The organism is Lutibacter litoralis (assembly GCF_014646675.1).
GTDB classification, from domain to species: domain Bacteria; phylum Bacteroidota; class Bacteroidia; order Flavobacteriales; family Flavobacteriaceae; genus Lutibacter; species Lutibacter litoralis.
In genome coordinates this window covers 154,831-171,584 of sequence record NZ_BMNS01000006.1, presented here as the reverse complement: position 1 = coordinate 171,584, position 16,754 = coordinate 154,831, and the positions used below count along the sequence as shown (strand labels likewise).

The 16,754-nt window shown below is 28.8% G+C and carries 15 protein-coding genes and 1 other RNA gene; 9 read left to right on the top strand and 7 right to left on the bottom strand.

The features are described from left to right. Nucleotides 1-43 precede the first annotated feature (43 nt). The 4 genes from rny to IEW75_RS10960 form a co-directional block, all read right to left on the bottom strand. Complete coding sequence (gene rny, locus IEW75_RS10975; protein ID WP_134246476.1) at nt 44-1,612, bottom strand: ribonuclease Y; 1,569 nt, start codon at nt 1,610-1,612, stop codon at nt 44-46. Between the two features lie 47 nt (nt 1,613-1,659). Beyond that, nucleotides 1,660-1,766, bottom strand: a non-coding RNA gene (ssrS, locus tag IEW75_RS10970) — 6S RNA. A 56-nt stretch (nt 1,767-1,822) separates the two neighbouring features. Further along, nucleotides 1,823-2,119, bottom strand: coding sequence for a cell division protein ZapA (locus IEW75_RS10965; protein ID WP_134246475.1), 297 nt, complete (start codon nt 2,117-2,119; stop codon nt 1,823-1,825). Between the two features lie 14 nt (nt 2,120-2,133). Continuing rightward, nucleotides 2,134-2,424, bottom strand: a complete 291-nt coding sequence (locus IEW75_RS10960; RefSeq protein WP_134246474.1) for a coiled-coil domain-containing protein — start codon at nt 2,422-2,424, stop codon at nt 2,134-2,136. A gap of 162 nt (nt 2,425-2,586) precedes the next feature. Between IEW75_RS10960 and IEW75_RS10955 the strand changes: the two genes are divergently transcribed. Both IEW75_RS10955 and IEW75_RS10950 read left to right on the top strand, forming a co-directional pair. Continuing rightward, nucleotides 2,587-4,305, top strand: a complete 1,719-nt coding sequence (locus IEW75_RS10955) for a M23 family metallopeptidase (protein ID WP_134246473.1) — start codon at nt 2,587-2,589, stop codon at nt 4,303-4,305. 10 nt (nt 4,306-4,315) lie between these two features. Continuing rightward, on the top strand, nt 4,316-6,766 hold the full coding sequence (locus tag IEW75_RS10950) for a TonB-dependent receptor (RefSeq protein ID WP_188704045.1): 2,451 nt from the start codon (nt 4,316-4,318) through the stop codon (nt 6,764-6,766). Nucleotides 6,767-6,844: 78 nt separating this feature from the next. Here the strand turns inward: IEW75_RS10950 and IEW75_RS10945 are convergent, their stop codons facing one another. Together IEW75_RS10945 and IEW75_RS10940 are read right to left on the bottom strand one after the other, a co-directional pair. Next, the gene (locus IEW75_RS10945; RefSeq protein WP_134246472.1) at nt 6,845-7,075 is read right to left on the bottom strand and encodes a DUF8828 family protein; all 231 of its coding nucleotides are present in this window, start codon (nt 7,073-7,075) and stop codon (nt 6,845-6,847) included. Continuing rightward, on the bottom strand, nt 7,062-8,420 hold the full coding sequence (locus tag IEW75_RS10940; RefSeq protein WP_134246471.1) for an MATE family efflux transporter: 1,359 nt from the start codon (nt 8,418-8,420) through the stop codon (nt 7,062-7,064). Before IEW75_RS10940 ends, IEW75_RS10945 begins: the two co-directional genes overlap by 14 nt. Before the next feature lie 158 nt (nt 8,421-8,578). Here IEW75_RS10940 and tpx point away from each other — a divergent pair, with 158 nt between their 5' ends. The 7 genes from tpx (at nt 8,579) to IEW75_RS10905 (ending at nt 15,975) form a co-directional block, all read left to right on the top strand. Then, nucleotides 8,579-9,076: a thiol peroxidase gene (tpx, locus tag IEW75_RS10935; protein ID WP_134246470.1), complete on the top strand. Its 498-nt coding sequence runs from the start codon at nt 8,579-8,581 to the stop codon at nt 9,074-9,076. 3 nt (nt 9,077-9,079) lie between these two features. Continuing rightward, nucleotides 9,080-9,448, top strand: coding sequence for a diacylglycerol kinase (locus IEW75_RS10930; protein ID WP_134246469.1), 369 nt, complete (start codon nt 9,080-9,082; stop codon nt 9,446-9,448). A 52-nt stretch (nt 9,449-9,500) separates the two neighbouring features. Then, nucleotides 9,501-11,849, top strand: a complete 2,349-nt coding sequence (locus IEW75_RS10925; RefSeq protein WP_134246468.1) for an FtsK/SpoIIIE family DNA translocase — start codon at nt 9,501-9,503, stop codon at nt 11,847-11,849. 23 nt (nt 11,850-11,872) lie between these two features. Beyond that, nucleotides 11,873-12,526 carry an outer membrane lipoprotein periplasmic chaperone LolA1 gene (gene lolA1, locus IEW75_RS10920; RefSeq protein WP_134246467.1) on the top strand — a complete coding sequence of 218 codons (654 nt, stop codon included), beginning with the start codon at nt 11,873-11,875 and terminating at the stop codon, nt 12,524-12,526. Nucleotides 12,527-12,532: 6 nt separating this feature from the next. Continuing rightward, nucleotides 12,533-13,975 (top strand): LptF/LptG family permease, encoded by a 1,443-nt coding sequence (locus tag IEW75_RS10915; protein WP_134246466.1) that lies wholly within the window; start codon nt 12,533-12,535, stop codon nt 13,973-13,975. Between the two features lie 12 nt (nt 13,976-13,987). Beyond that, nucleotides 13,988-15,124, top strand: coding sequence for a 3,4-dihydroxy-2-butanone-4-phosphate synthase (gene ribB, locus IEW75_RS10910; RefSeq protein ID WP_229714441.1), 1,137 nt, complete (start codon nt 13,988-13,990; stop codon nt 15,122-15,124). Nucleotides 15,125-15,240: 116 nt separating this feature from the next. Beyond that, complete coding sequence (locus IEW75_RS10905) at nt 15,241-15,975, top strand: DUF4369 domain-containing protein (RefSeq protein ID WP_134246464.1); 735 nt, start codon at nt 15,241-15,243, stop codon at nt 15,973-15,975. On the opposite strand, the gene pepE is transcribed toward IEW75_RS10905, so the two are convergent. Continuing rightward, a complete protein-coding gene (gene pepE / locus IEW75_RS10900; RefSeq protein WP_134246463.1) occupies nt 15,967-16,674 on the bottom strand; it encodes a dipeptidase PepE in 708 nt (235 codons plus the stop codon). The two genes, IEW75_RS10905 and pepE, sit on opposite strands and share 9 nt — an antisense overlap. Nucleotides 16,675-16,754 lie beyond the last annotated feature (80 nt).

Below are 16,754 nucleotides of genomic sequence, written 5' to 3'. Positions count from 1 at the left end.
AATCTCACCTTGGTGAGATTTTTCTATTCTATTTAGCAATAAATTATTTTGCAATATTTACAGCTCTAGTTTCTCTTATTACAGTAACTCTAACCTGACCTGGGTAAGTCATATCATTTTGAATTTTTTGTGAAATTGTAAAAGATAATTCTGCTGCTTTCGCATCATTTACTTTTTCACTTTCAACAATAACTCTCAATTCTCTACCAGCTTGAATAGCATACGCTTTTTGAACTCCAGTAAAACCGAAGGCAATATCTTCTAAATCTTTTAAACGTTGAATATATGAATCTAAAACTTGACGGCGAGCTCCTGGTCTTGCTCCAGAAATTGCATCACAAACTTGCACAATTGGTGCTATTAAGGTTTTCATTTCAATTTCATCGTGATGTGCACCAATAGCATTACAAATCTCTGGGTTTTCATTATATTTTTCAGCCCATTCCATTCCTAACAACGCATGTGGTAATTCACTTTCTGTTTCTGGAACTTTTCCAATATCATGCAATAAACCAGCTCTTTTGGCTAATTTGGCATTTAATCCAAGTTCAGCAGCCATTAAACCACAAAGGTTTGCTACTTCACGTGAATGTTGCAATAAATTTTGACCATAAGAAGAACGGTATTTCATTCTACCAATAGTTTTAATTAATTCTGGATGTAAGCCGTGAATTCCTAAGTCTATTACAGTACGTTTACCAACTTCAATTATTTCTTGTTGCAATTGTTTTTCAGTTTTCTTTACAACTTCTTCAATACGAGCTGGATGAATTCTACCATCTGTAACTAATTTATGCAAAGATAAACGTGCAATCTCTCTACGCACGGGATCAAAACACGATAAAATAATTGCTTCTGGGGTATCATCAACAATTATTTCAACTCCTGTTGCAGCTTCAATAGCTCTAATGTTTCTTCCTTCTCTACCAATTATTCTACCTTTAACATCATCTGATTCAATATTGAATACAGATACGCAATTTTCAACAGTTTGTTCTACACCAACACGTTGAATTGTATTTAATATTACTTTACGAGCTTCTTGTTGAGCGGTTAATTTGGACTCTTCAATAGTATCTTGAATATGTGCCATTGCATCTGATTTTGCTTGATCTTTTAAAGATGTAACCAATTCTTTTTTAGCATCTTCTGCCGATAAACCAGATATTACTTCTAAATTTTCAACTTGTTTACGATGTAGTTTTTCAACTTCTTCTGTTCTTCGTTCTAAAAAATCAAGTTTTTTAGTATAGTCGTTTATTTTAATTGTGATTTCTTGATTTAATTTTTTATTTTTATCAAGCTCTTGTGAAACTTGAGATTCCTTATCTCTTACTCGTTTTTCTGTCTCTGAAATCTTTTTATCACGACCAATAATTACTTTTTCGTGTTCAGATTTTAATTCAATAAACTTTTCTTTTGCTTGAAGTATTTTATCTTTTTTTATAGCATCTGCTTCAATTTGTGCTTCTCTAATTAAAGATGTCGCTTCTTTTTTTGTATTTCTTAAAATCTTAGTTGCTTTCTTTTTTTCAAGCGATTTTGCAATTACGTAACCAATTGCTAGACCTATTACTATACCAATAATAATTGGCATTATATATTCTATCATATTTCAAATTTGGATATAAAAAAACCTACAATAGTTTGGTTTTATGTAAACTCCTAAAAAACAAGTTTAGAGCTAACTAACTGGTCGAGGATCCGTTCTAGACGGCTTGCTCTAATAGTATAGACTCACTCTTCATAAAAATGTGACGTTGAGTTTAACAAACAATAACTAATGTAGGCAGTATTATTAATTAATATTATTTTAAAGAACTTATTTGTTTAAATGTTTATCAATTAAAACATTTAATTTATTCATTTTTTCTAGTGCTTCAGATAAATCTTCTTTTTTATTAATGGAATTCACTTCAATAAGCGAAGCAAATTGTAAAGCACACATAGCCAAAACATCCTGTTTGTCACTAACAGCATAATTTTGTTCATAATTACTTACCAAATCATTAATCTTAGTAGCTGCTTTGCGCATTCCCTCTTCTTCATTTGCATTTTTTACTTTAAGTGGATACACTCTTCCTGCAACTGTAACTTTTATTTTTAACGATTCTCCCATTTATTTAAAAGATCTTATTCGCTTAATTGAGTGATACATGTATCAATTTCACGAATTAAAGCATTTATTTTGAGTTTTGTTTCTCTTCTATCTTCTTTACTGCCTTCTATAGTTTTTGCAATTTTTAATGTTTGATATTTTTTTTCAATTTCATTATTAAATTGCTTTTCTTTTGTAATTTGATGTTCTAAAACTGCTATTTTATCATATAAAATTTCGTTCTCTTCTTTTAAAAAACTATAATTTTCTAAAAGTGTTTTGAGCTTATTTTCAAATAAATCAACAACTTCAATTATATTACTCATATATACCTAAAGAATATAAACTATAAATACAAAGTTAGTGTTAGTATGTCAATATTACAACTGTTTTTTTTGCATTCTAGAAAAAACTTACTTTATTTAATAATAATTCATTGAAATTTTAGACTTTACAAAAAATAATATTTAGTATTTTAGCATAAAATAATGAATTTGAAAAAAGCTTTTTTAATACTATTTATATGCACTTATGCTGCTGGTTTTAGCCAAGGTAATGCTACTACAGGTAAAGTATATCCTGAAAATTATTTTACAACACCTCTTAAAATTCCATTAATATTGTCTGGAACATTTGGAGAACTTAGGAGTAATCATTTTCATGCTGGTTTAGATATAAAAACCTTAGGAAAAGAAGGTTTAGATGTTTTAGCATCTGCGCAAGGTTATGTTTCTAGAATTAAAGTTTCCCATTGGGGCTATGGAAAAGCGCTCTATATTACACATCCAAACGGTTATACTTCTGTATATGCACATCTTCAAAAATTTAGTGATAAAATAGAAGATTATGTAAAGAAACAACAATATAAAAAAGAAAGTTTTGAAATACATTTATTTCCATCTGCCATAACTTTGCCAATATCTAAGAATGAAATTATAGGACTTTCTGGTAATTCTGGAGGTTCTGGTGGTCCACATTTACATTTTGAAATACGCAATACAAAAACCGAAAAACCAATTAACCCAATGTTATTTGGTATTAAAGTAGATGATTCTAAAAAGCCAAGAATTAGTACGTTAATAGGTTATTCTTTAAACAATAATTCTCATATAAATGCCATTTCAAAACCAACTCAAATTTCTTTAATTAAACTTGAAAACGGTGATTTGCTTGCTAAAAAAATAAAAGCACACGGTACAATTGGTTTTGGTATTAATGCCTATGATCAATTAGATGGTGCTTATAATAAAAATGGTTTGTATAGTTTAACGCTCATGGTTAATGGCAATAAAGCACACGAGTTTAACGCTGAATCTTTTTCTTTTTCAGAAAGTAAATACATTAACCTGTTAATTGATTATGAACGTTTTAAAACTATAAAACAACGTGTCCAAAAATGTTTTATTGAACCTGCAAATAAATTAAGTGTGTATCAAAAAACCAATAATAATGGTTATTTAACTATCGAAGATGGTATGGATTATACAGTGGAAATTATTGCCAAAGATTTTAAAGGGAACGGTCAAAAAATTACAATTCCAATTATTGGAAGTAACGACAGTATTTTAGTAAAAGAAACTATTAAAAAAACGCCTTATAAAATTAAACGAGATATTTTTAATGTATTTAAAAAGGAGGGGGTTACTGTTGCTTTTCCAAAATTCACATTTTATAACGACTTTTATTTAGATTTTGAGGTACAAGATTCTATAGTAAAAGTGCACTCACCAATAATCCCTTTAGATAGAAAATACACCTTAACTTTTGATGTTTCTAAATATACCCTAAGTGAAAAAAAACAGCTTTACATAGCTTCAATAGATGATAAAGGCAGGACAGATTATGAAACTACTGTTAAAAAAGAGGCTACTTTTTACACTACGACTAAAAGTTTAGGAGACTTTACTCTAGTTTCGGACACAAAAGAACCAATAATTCAACTGGTAAATTTTAAAGATGCACAATGGCTAACAAATTTTAATGAATTAAAAATAAAAATTACAGATGATGAATCTGGTATAAAATCATATAAAGGTGAAATTGATGGTGAGTGGATTTTATTAGAATATGATCCAAAAAAAGATTTGCTGGTTTATAATTTAAACGATAAAATTTTTACAACCGCTAAACACAATCTAAAAATAACCGTAACAGATAATGTTGGAAATTTAACTACATTAAATACTACTTTTTTTAGAAAAAAATAAGCGCCACAATTTGAGAACTTGTAAACTACTATTCTTTTTTATATTTATTACAGCTACTTTAAGTGCTCAAAAGGCAACTATTAAAGGAACCATAAAAAATACTGATAAAAAACCTATTGAAGGCGTTTCAATTAGTTATTCTAATTACGGAACTACCTCAAATAAAAAAGGTGAGTATGTATTACAAGTGCCTGCCGAAAAAGAAATTTCAATTATTTTTAGTCATATTTCGTATTCAACATTTCAAAAAAACATTTCAATTCCTACAAACAAAACATTACGCTACTCTCCTACTTTAAATTTTAAAGTTGAAGAAATTAACGAAGTAATTATTGAAGATCGTAAAAAAGACGCACAAGGAACTTTAAAAATAACAACAGAAAATATTTCGAAAATACCAGGAGCCAATCAAGGTGTAGAAAATATTTTAATGACTTTACCCGGCGTAAATAACAACAACGAATTAAGTACACAATACAATGTTAGAGGTGGAAATTTTGATGAAAACTTAATATATGTAAACGGAATTGAAGTTTACAGACCTTTTTTAGTAAGATCTGGTCAACAAGAAGGTTTGAGTTTTGTAAATAGTGCTATGGTTCAAAATGTTAACTTTTCTGCTGGTGGTTTTCAAGCAAAATATGGCGATAAACTAGCATCTGTTTTAGATATTACATATAGAACTCCAAAAGATTTTAGTGCGCTTATAAATGCAAGTTTATTAGGTGGAAGTATAACCGCTGAAGGAGTTTCATCTAACAAAAAATTAAGTGGGTTGGTTGGTGTTCGATACAGAAATAACAGTCTTTTTATTAATAGTAAAGATATTGAAACCAACACGAATCCTAATTTTACAGATGTTCAAGCATTTTTATCATATTTGGTAAACCCTAAATTAAAAATCGACTTTTTAGGAAATTATGCACTTAACAATTATAACTACATTCCTAAAACGAGAAGAACAAAATTCGGAACAATTGCTGAACCGCAAGAACTAATTGTTTATTATAACGGACAAGAAAAAGACAAGTTTAAAACTGTTTTTGGTGCTTTAAAAGGAAGTTATAATGTTAATAAAAACTTAGATTTATCGTTAACAACGTCTGCATATCATACAATTGAAGAGGAATATTACGATATTTTAGCAAGTTATAATATTGGTGAAGTAAACAACGATTTTGGTTCTGATGATTTTGGTGAAGTTGAATTTTCTGAAGGAATTGGCTCTCAGTTAAATCACGCTAGAAATGCTATTGATGCCTTAATAAGCAATACCGAATTTAAAGCAACGTATAAAAAAAATAACTATGAATTTAATATTGGGTTAAAATATCAAAATGAAGATATAAAAGATCGCATAAAAGAATGGGAAGTTATTGATTCTTTGGGTTTTAGTGTTAGACCTCGAAATTTCACAACAAATAATCAACCTTACGAGCCCTTTACTGAAGAGTTAACACCTTACCAAAGTATTGATGCTCAAAATCATGTAAAAATTAACAGATTTGTTTGGTTTGCGCAATACAGTAAAAATAGCGAGTGGAACAATCATAAAATATGGTATAATTTAGGTTTGCGTTCTCATAATTGGAATGTAAATGGCGAAAACATTGAAACTTCAAATCAAACAATTTATAGTGTTAGAGGTCAGTTTGCAATAAAACCAGATTGGGAAAAAGATATGCTTTTTAGAATAGCTGGTGGAACGTACAACCAACCTCCTTTTTATAAAGAATTAAGAGATTTCGATGGAGCAATTAATGCACATGTAAAAACTCAAAAATCAATACAGGTAGTATTAGGAAACGACTATAGCTTTTCTATTTGGAACAGACCTTTTAAATTAATTTCAGAAATATATTATAAAAATCTAACCAACGTTAATACATATACTATTGATAATGTTAAAATTAGATACAAGGCAGATAATAATGCAACGGCTTATGCTACTGGCATAGATTTAAGGTTAAACGGTGAATTTGTTCCAGGAACTGAAAGCTGGATGAGTATTGGGTTTTTAAAAACTGAAGAAAATTACAACAACCAAGGTTCTATTTCTCGACCAACGGATCAGCGATTTAAATTTGGAATTTTATTTCAAGATTATGTTCCAAATATTCCAAATATTAAAATGTATTTAAATTTAGTTTTTAATACTGGCTTGCCCGGTGGAGCTCCTTCTTATTCTAATTCTTATGAATATCAAAATAGATTAAACGCATATAAAAGGGCTGATATTGGTATTTCTTATGTTTTTGCAGATGCCAACAATAAACACAATATAGGTTGGTTAAAAAACGTAAAAGAATTTGCTCTCGGATTTGAAATATTTAATATGTTCGATGTTCAAAACTCTATAACAAACACTTGGGTGCGAGATGTTTATTCTAAACGTTTTTATGGCATTCCAAATTATATGACTCCTAGAGTTTTAAACATTAAAATGGATATAAAGTTTTAGTTAATTTTAGATTTAGATCACAATACAATTACATAAAATTATATGTGTTATTGAAAAAAGAACTGTTGAAACAACTATTTATTCTGTTTCGTAGCGTTTCATTTCTCTATCGTAAAATTCACTAGCTTGATCTATAAGTGTGGCAACTTCTAATTCTAATTCCTCACGATCCGCACCTTCAAAATCCTCAAGCCATTCAATTTCATCATCGATTAAATTAATTATGAATCTTGGAAATTCTGTATGAATTACAAAAATATCATTTAAACAATCTGTATTATCTCCCATTAAAAACTTAGGTAATTCCATTTTTTTCTTGAATTAATTTATTCGTTAAATAATTAAACCTTATAAACAACAATAATGCGGATGACGTTAACGCTACTAAAAGTCCAATCCAAATTCCAAATGTACCAAAACCTGCTTTAGTTCCCAAATAATAACTTATTGGAAAACCTATAATCCAATATGCAATAAATGTAAGGCCAGATGGTACATTTACATCTTGTAAGCCTCTTAAAGCCCCTAAAATAACTGCCTGTAATCCATCGGATAATTGAAATAGGCCTGCAATTACTAATAAACTCGAGGCAATTTTAATTACTTCTAAATTTTCAGTAAATATTAAAGGTAAAAAATCTTTAAATACTATAAATCCAATTGCAAAAGCAAACATTATAATAAATATCATTAAAAAGTTTGAAAATGCAATACGTCTTAATTCAAAATAATTTTTTAACCCTTTTTGATTTCCAACTCTAATAGTTGCAGCAACACCTACTCCAACCGCTATCATAAAAGTTGTAGATGCTAATTTTAAAGCAATCTGATTTGCTGCCTGTGGAAATGCACCTAAAGTTCCTGCCAACAAAACCGATGCTGTAAATAAACCGACTTCAAAAAGCATTTGTAAAGCCGTCGGAAAACCTAGATTTATAATTTTTAAAAAACGTTCTTTTTTTAACTCTTCAAATTTTAGTCTTTTTAGATAAATGGTGAATTTATCTTTCTTCATTAATACAATGTATATAAAAAACACCATTACAGTTCTAGATATTAATGTACCTAAAGCTGCTCCTACCAATTCTAATCTTGGAAAAATCCAGAATCCATAAATTAAGGTAAAATTTAAAATAACATTTACAATATTTGTTAATATAGTTGCCCACATTGCATACTTTGTTTGAGACAAGCCATCGGCAAACTGCTTAAATCCTTGAAAAATCATTAAAGGAATCATAGAAAAAGCAACTATTTCATAATACGGAATTGCTAAAACCACCACCTCTTCTGGTTGATCTAAATGGTACAAAATTGGTTTCAAAAATAATAATGCAATAAACATTACTAAACCAATTATTGCAGTTAAAATAATACCGTGCTGAAAAATACTTCTACCCTTTTCTTTATCGCCTTCACCATCAGATTCCGCAATCAATGGTGTTATAGCAAAAGAAAAACCTAGACCAACAGAAAGGGTAATAAAAAATATACTATTCCCTAAAGAGGTAGCTGCCAATTCCACTGCCCCTAATCTTCCAACCATTATATCATCAATTAAACCAACCAATAAATGTCCTAAAGAACCCATCATAATTGGCGTTGCTAACCTAATGTTGTTTTTAAATTCTGATGTGTATTTTTTTAAATTCAATTAAAATATTTTAGGTTGCGAATATACAAGATTTTAAACTTTAATACTTTTTAAAGATTAGGAATCTTAAAAATTTAAAATCATTAAAAAATCACAAATAAATTCGTATATTTTAGTTTTTAAACTAACTTTGATTTTTTAACTAAAAAATATAACATATGGCTAAAATAACACTTAAAGGAAATCCTTTTAAAACATCTGGAAAATTACCAAAAATAGGTAAAAAAGCACCTAAATTTTCATTAATAAAAGCTGATTTATCAAAATCAAAATTAAAAGATTTTAAAGGGTCTAAATTAATATTAAATATTTTCCCAAGTTTAGATACTGGCACTTGTGCTGCTTCTGTGAGAAAATTTAATGAAGAAGCTTCAAAATTAGAAAATACTAAAGTACTATGCATTTCTAGAGACCTACCATTTGCTCAAGCACGTTTTTGTGGAGCTGAAGGTTTAGAAAATGTGATTACATTGTCTGATTTTGCAAAAGGAAAATTTGGAAAAGCTTATGGATTAACAATTGAAAACGGTCCGTTAGCAAATTTACATTCTAGAGCAATTGTAGTTGTTAATGAAGAGGGAGTTGTTACCTATACCGAACAAGTTCCAGAAATAGTTGACGAACCAAATTATGAAGCTGCTTTAAAAGCACTTTAATATATGAATGCTGAAAGTAATTTTATTTTAAATAGAATAAAAGCTGTAAAATATGCAGCTAAAGGGTTTTGGATTTTAATTACTTCAGAAAAAAGTATTATTGTACAAGTAATTATTGCTATAATAATGACCATTTTTGGTTTTATTATGCATCTTTCTGCTACCGAATGGATGTTCCAATTTTTTGCAATTGGGCTTATTTTGGTAGCAGAATCTTTAAATACAGCTATAGAAAAAATGGCTGATTTTATACACCCAGAACATCATAAAAAAATTGGAACTATAAAAGATATTTCTGCAGGTGCTGCTTTTTTTGCTGCAATATTTGCCGTTATTATTGGTTTTATAATATATATACCTAAATTATTTTAGTAATATAACTGCAATCGCAATAATTTTATATTTTTGTGACATATAAATATCAATGGCAAAAAAGAAAAAAACAATAACTAAAACGGAACGTAAACCTCGTTTTCAAAAAATAAAATCGTTTTTTGGAAATAGACAAACTCAAACAATACTAGGCTCTTTTGCTGTATTATTTGCCGTTTTTTTAATAATTTCATTTTTTTCGTACTTTTTTAATTGGCAAGAAGACCAAAGTCAGCTCGCTAATTTTTCTGACAAAAATACCTCCGTAAAAAACTTATTAGGAAAAATTGGTGCAACTATCAGCCACTTTTTTATTTATGATGGTTTTGGAATATCTTCAATCTACATTCCTTTTTTATTATTTTTCTCTGGTATTGCCATATTTTTAAAAGGTAGTTTAAAAAGTGTAAGAAAATATTGGGGCTGGGGTATTTTAGCAATGATATGGTTATCAGTTGCAATTGGCTTTGTTAGCTCAAACAATCAATTATTACCCGGAATTATTGGGTACGAATTAAATAGTTATTTACAACAGTTCTTAGGAAAAACTGGTTTATTATTGGTGTTATTATTTTTATTAATTTCATATTTAGTAATTCGATTTAAACTAACACCAGAAAAAATAAAAAGTATTTTCCCTGTAAAAAAAGCAGTAAAAACTTCAAATGAAACAACTACTTCTGAAGAAGTTAAAAAATCAATAGAACCAATAAAATCAACTGAAACTAAGGAAATTTTTACAGCCGATTTTGATATTCCAATTGAAAATAAAAAACCTTCATCTAAAAATTTAGAGTCTACTGAAAGAGGGGAAATAGTTAAAATTGATGTTGAAAAAATTGTTGAAGAATCACATGTTGAAGAAAACATGTCTAGTAAATTAGTGAAAGATTTTGGAGAATTTGATCCAACTTTAGAATTAGGTAATTACACTTTTCCTACCTTAAATCTTTTAAAAGATTATGACGAAAGCATTTCTATTGATCAAGAAGAATTAGAAAGTCATAAAAATAGAATTGTAGAAACACTAAACAATTATAATATTGGTATTGCCAGAATAAAAGCTACTGTAGGACCAACAGTTACATTATATGAAATAGTTCCAGATGCTGGTATTCGTATTTCTAAAATAAAAAATTTAGAAGACGATATTGCACTATCACTTTCGGCAATGGGAATTAGAATTATTGCACCAATTCCAGGAAAAGGAACTATTGGAATTGAAGTACCTAATAAAAAAGCCACTATGGTTTCTATGAAATCTGTTATTTCTTCGGCAAAATTTCAAAATTCTGAGATGGAACTTCCTGTTGCTATGGGAAAAACAATTTCTAACGAAACATTTGTTTTTGATTTGGCAAAAATGCCACATTTATTAATGGCTGGTGCAACAGGGCAAGGAAAATCTGTTGGATTAAATGCTGTTCTAACTTCACTTTTATACAAAAAGCATCCAGCTGAAGTTAAATTTGTTTTGGTTGATCCTAAAAAAGTAGAACTTACGTTATTCAATCATATTGAGCGTCACTATCTTGCGAAATTACCAGATACTGAGGATGCAATAATAACAGATACCACTAAAGTAATAAATACATTAAACTCTTTATGTATTGAAATGGATGCCCGTTACGATTTGCTTAAAACAGCTATGGTTCGTAATATTAAAGAGTACAATACTAAATTTAAAGCTCGTAAATTAAATCCAGAAAATGGTCATAAATTTTTGCCATACATTGTGTTGGTAATTGATGAATTTGCCGATTTAATTATGACGGCTGGTAAAGAAGTTGAAACCCCAATAGCACGTTTAGCGCAATTAGCACGTGCCATTGGAATTCATTTAATTGTAGCAACCCAGCGTCCTTCTGTGAACGTAATTACAGGTATTATTAAAGCAAATTTCCCGGCCAGAGCTGCTTTTAGAGTAACATCAAAAATAGATTCCAGAACAATTTTAGATGGTGCTGGAGCAGATCAATTAATTGGAAAAGGAGATATGCTATTTACAAATGGTAACGATGTTATTCGTTTACAATGTGCGTTTGTGGATACACCAGAAGTTGAAAAAATTACAGATTATATTGGCTCACAAAGAGCGTACCCAAGTGCATACCTTTTACCTGAATATACTGGTGAAGAAGTTGGCACAAGTCTTGATATAGATATCAGCGAACGAGACGTTTTATTTAGAGACGCAGCACTTGTAATAGTTCATGCACAACAAGGTTCTGCATCGCTATTGCAGCGTAAGTTAAAATTGGGATACAATAGAGCGGGTAGATTAATAGATCAATTAGAAGCTGCGGGAATTGTAGGTCAGTTTGAAGGGAGCAAAGCTAGACAAGTTTTAGTTCCAGATGAATTAGCTCTCAATCAATTATTAGACGGAGAAAAAGAATAAAAGTTAATGTTTACATGTGAATTATGAAAAAATTAATAATAGTACTAAGTGTTTTTTTATTTACTATAAATTCCTTTAGTCAAGAATCAGCAAAAGCAAAAGCTTTGTTAGATGAAGTTGCTAAAAAAGTAGAAAGCTATAAAAATATCTATCTCGAATTTAACCATAGATTAGATAATAATGACGCCGATGTACATCAAGAAACGATAGGAAGTGTTACTCTTAAAGGAGAAAATTACCATTTAAATTATATGGGTACCGAACAAATTTTTGATGGTAAAAAAACATATCTTATTATCCACGAAGACGAAGAAGTAATTATTCAAAATACTTCAGAAAATAATAATACTACGTTAACACCTTCAAAAATGTTTTCATTTTATAAAAATGGATTTACCTATAAAATGGATGCTCTAAAAACTATAAAAGGTATTAAAATACAATATGTAAAACTAATTCCAATTGATAGCAATTCTGAAATTAAAGAGGTAATGGTAGGAATTGATATAAAAACAAAACATATTTATAATATTATTGAAATTGGAGATAATAACACAATTACAACACTTGAAGTAAGAACTTTTAAAACAAATCAACCTATTTCAGAAAAGCTTTTTATCTTTGACAAGGCAACCTACAGAGATCAAAAAAAATATACAATCTCTGAACCAAATTAAATAGTGTTGAAAATATTTGATAAATACATTTTAAAAAGCTTTTTACAGCCTTTATTAGCCACTTTTTTTGTGGTTCTATTTGTGTTGGTAATGCAAGCACTTTGGTTGGCCTTTGACGAAATAGCTGGTAAAGGAATCGACATCTTTTTTATTTTAAAATTTCTCGGTTATTTATCACTTATTTTAACACCTACTGCCCTTCCAATTGGTATTTTGTTATCATCTATTATGGCATTGGGTAATTTATCTGAAAATTATGAATTTGCAGCAATAAAATCTGCCGGAATTTCTTTAAAAAGAGTAATTAAACCATTAATTATTTTAACAATCCTATTAAGTGGTTTAAATTTTGTGTTTTTAAATAATGTATATCCTTGGGCAACATTAAAACAAAAGAATCTTTATTTAAATATGAAAAAGAAAAAACCAGCATTAGCACTGGTTCCAGGAGCTTTTAATACAGAAATACCTGGCTTTAACATAAAATTTGATGAAAAATATGGAGAAGAAGAAAATTTGCTTAAAAAAGTTCAAATTGCAGATTTAACACTTAGCCAAGGAAAAGTAAAAATAATTACTGCCGAAAAAGGTGAGATTTCTACAGAAGAAGGTAGTAAATATATGACCTTAACATTGCAAAATGGTAATTATTACGAAGAACATAGCAAACGGTCAATGTCTCAAAATGAACGGAAAAAAATGCCCGCTTCGGCAGCTACGTTTGACACATACACAATTAATATTGATATATCTTCATTTAATAATGATAAAGATTTAGATAATGAAGATATAACCCAACATCATGGTATGTTAAGTATTAATCAATTAGATTCTATTTCAAAAGTAGAAAAATCTAATTATGACAAATATTTAGAAGAACGTTCTACTAATTTTTATAATATTGTTAAAGCAAATAGATTATATAAATATCCCGACTCTATTAGAGATACTATTTTAAAACCCGAAATATTAGATAATTTTTCCATAGGAAATAAAACAATTATTCTGGGAGAAGCCCTTCAAATATTAAAACGTGCTACTGACAGAATTAATAACCAACAAGAAAAAATAAAAAGAGACCGAAAACGTCTAAATTTATATGATTACGAGTATAACTATCGTTTTTCTTTTTCTTTAGCTTGTCTTGTTCTATTTTTTATTGGGGCTCCTTTGGGCTCGATTATACGAAAAGGAGGCTTTGGATTACCGATGATTATGGCTATTACAATTTTTGTAATTTACTTTTTCATATCACAATTCGGTAAAAATTTATCAGAAGAAAGTGCTATTACCACCTTATTGGGCGGTTGGATTTCAACACTAATATTACTTCCTTTTGGTATTTTATTAACGCGAAGAGCTACACAAGGAATGGGTATATTTAATATAGATTCTGTATTGGATTCTATAAAAAAGTTTTTCAATAGATTTACTAAAAAAATCAATTAATCAATTATGAAAATGTCAACAAAAGAAATAAAATTAAATACTATTGAAGAAGCTATTTCTGATATAAAAAATGGAAAAGTAGTAATAGTAGTTGATGATGAAAACAGAGAAAATGAAGGCGATTTTGTTGCTGCTGCTGATAAAGTAACTCCAGAAATGATTAACTTCATGGCTACTAACGGTAGAGGACTTATTTGTACTCCAATTACAGAAAAAAGGTGTCAAGAATTAAATTTAGACTTAATGGTTGGTCTTAATACCGATCCTCTTGGAACTGCATTTACTGTTTCTGTTGATTATCATGGAAAAGGTGTTACAACTGGAATTTCAGCACATGACAGAGCAATTACTGTAAAATCGTTAACAGATAGCGCTACTAGACCGCACGATTTAAGCAGACCAGGACATATATTTCCATTAAAAGCACGTGAAGGTGGTGTCTTGAGAAGAACTGGACATACGGAGGCTATTATAGATTTAGCGCGTTTAGCTGGGTTAAAACCGGCAGGGGTTATTGTTGAAATTATGAATGAGGACGGTACAATGGCAAGACTTCCTCAGTTAGCAAAAATTGCACAACAATTCGATTTAAAAATTATTTCGATTGAAAAATTGGTTGAATATCGAATGCAACACGATTCTTTAATTGAACTTACCGAAGAATTTACAATTAATACTCGTTTTGGCGATTATAGATTAAGAGCATACAAGCAAACTACCAACAAACAGGTACATTTATCTTTAACTAAAGGTACTTGGAATGAAGATGAAGAAGTTCTTGTTAAAGTTAACTCTACCCTTGTAAATAATGATATTTTAGGAACGCTTACTAAAAACCCAGATGACAAATTAAAAGGTGTATTTGACGCAATTAATAAAGCTGGTAAAGGTGCAATTGTATTTATTAATCAAGAAAATCAATCTTTTAATTTACTTGCGAGATTAGCAATCTTAAAAGAAAGTCAAGCTAAAAACCAAACCTACATTCCAAATTTAAAAATGGATGAAAAAGATTTTGGTATTGGCGCTCAAATATTACACGATCTTGGAATTACAAAATTAAAAGTACTTTCTAATGCTTCAACTTTTAGAAAAAGAGTTGGTATGACAGGTTATGGTATTGAAATTATTGAATATGTAAATTACTAAAACTATTACTTTATTTCATATTCAATAAGTTTCTTGTGTAATATTCTTTAAAAAAGTTACAGCAATTCTTATATAGAAGCTAGTGTTATTAAAATAATTTTTTTTAACAATTAACAATGAATATAAATTTCACAACTACACTAAAAAAGTTATTTTTTATTTGTAGTTGTGCTCTTATTTTAATGGCTTGTAAAAATGAAACTCTTCCAAAAAATAAAATAGTTTCTTTTAAAAAAAACACCTTTAAAATTAATGGAACATTAAAAAATTTTTATCCTCAAAAAGTATATCTCAATAAAATTTTCGAAAATTCTTTAATCATTATAGATTCGTCAAATGTAACTAACAATAACTTTTTATTTAATGGTTTTGTTGAATATCCAGAACGTTTTGCTCTAAGCTTTAAACATTACTCCAACACCGTAATATTAATAGTAGAAAATGCAGAAATAGCAATACAAATTGACGCTAATGATTTGGAAAACAACCTTATAAAAGGATCGAATTTAAATACAGAATTTAATAATTATCAATCAAATTCAAAAAAAATATTTAAAAAAATTAGTTATCTATTTCCTCAATTTCAAAAATATAGATTAGAGAATAATGTTGAAAAATTAGCAGAAATTAATAATCAAATGAAAACTATTGAACAAGAACATATTGAGTATAGCTATAATTATATTTCACAAAACAGTAATTCTTATATTGCTGCAATGCTTTTGAGAGATCAATTACAAAACACAACTATTGATACTTTAAGAGTTATTAATTCCTATAAAAATTTAACTGAAAAAGTTAAAAAATCTCCCGATGCTCAAATAATTGCACTTACTTTAAATTTACATTAAAAAGTTCAAATCTGTATCTGGCGGTAACTCAACAGGTTGTTTTCCTTTTTGAAATAGCCTTGCAAATAAAGACCCTTTTAAAACAATTTTAGTTCCTTTTACGTGTATCCAACTTCCTTCTCTTAGACCTAAAACTGGAGTACTATTTAGCGTATGAAACTCATTTATTCGAGTTTCTCTAGTTTCTCCCATATGTGTTGAATTTGGATCAGGATCCAAATAATGCGGATTAATATTAAAATTTATAAACCCAAAAGAAGTAAAACTAGGTGGGTAAATTATTGGCATATCATTGGTATTTTGGATTGTTAAGCCTGTAATATTACTACCTGCACTTGTTCCAAAATAAGGTGTACCGTTTTCAACCACATTTTTTAAACTTGAAATCACTTTAGTATCATACAATTGTTTTAGTAACAAAAAAGTATTTCCTCCACCTGTAAAAATTCCTTTAGCACTATTAATAGCTCCAAACGGATTTGTAAATTCATGAATCCCCCTAACTCTTATATTAATTTTTTCAAAAGCAGCACTGGCTTTTTCCGTATAAGCATCGTGTGAAATACCTCCAGGTCTTGCATACGGAATAAATAAAATTTCATTTACACCTTTAAAAAACTCAGATAGCTCAGGTAAAATATATTCTAAATAACTTTTACCATGAACTGTAGAAGTACTTGCAATTAGTAATTTCTTCATAAAAATAATATTTTATCAAATATACTGATTTTATAGCTTTTAACATAAGTTTACAATAGCCTTAATAATATTTTAAGATA

Coding starts and splice junctions, on each gene's coding strand:
- IEW75_RS10925 (WP_134246468.1), top strand. CDS start 9,501: ATGGCAAAAAAGAAAAAAACAATAACTAAAACGGAACGTAAACCTCGT.
- IEW75_RS10930 (WP_134246469.1), top strand. CDS start 9,080: ATGAATGCTGAAAGTAATTTTATTTTAAATAGAATAAAAGCTGTAAAA.
- IEW75_RS10955 (WP_134246473.1), top strand. CDS start 2,587: ATGAATTTGAAAAAAGCTTTTTTAATACTATTTATATGCACTTATGCT.
- IEW75_RS10960 (WP_134246474.1), bottom strand. CDS start 2,424: ATGAGTAATATAATTGAAGTTGTTGATTTATTTGAAAATAAGCTCAAA.
- pepE (WP_134246463.1), bottom strand. CDS start 16,674: ATGAAGAAATTACTAATTGCAAGTACTTCTACAGTTCATGGTAAAAGT.
- IEW75_RS10945 (WP_134246472.1), bottom strand. CDS start 7,075: ATGGAATTACCTAAGTTTTTAATGGGAGATAATACAGATTGTTTAAAT.
- tpx (WP_134246470.1), top strand. CDS start 8,579: ATGGCTAAAATAACACTTAAAGGAAATCCTTTTAAAACATCTGGAAAA.
- lolA1 (WP_134246467.1), top strand. CDS start 11,873: ATGAAAAAATTAATAATAGTACTAAGTGTTTTTTTATTTACTATAAAT.
- rny (WP_134246476.1), bottom strand. CDS start 1,612: ATGATAGAATATATAATGCCAATTATTATTGGTATAGTAATAGGTCTA.
- IEW75_RS10965 (WP_134246475.1), bottom strand. CDS start 2,119: ATGGGAGAATCGTTAAAAATAAAAGTTACAGTTGCAGGAAGAGTGTAT.
- IEW75_RS10905 (WP_134246464.1), top strand. CDS start 15,241: ATGAATATAAATTTCACAACTACACTAAAAAAGTTATTTTTTATTTGT.
- ribB (WP_229714441.1), top strand. CDS start 13,988: ATGTCAACAAAAGAAATAAAATTAAATACTATTGAAGAAGCTATTTCT.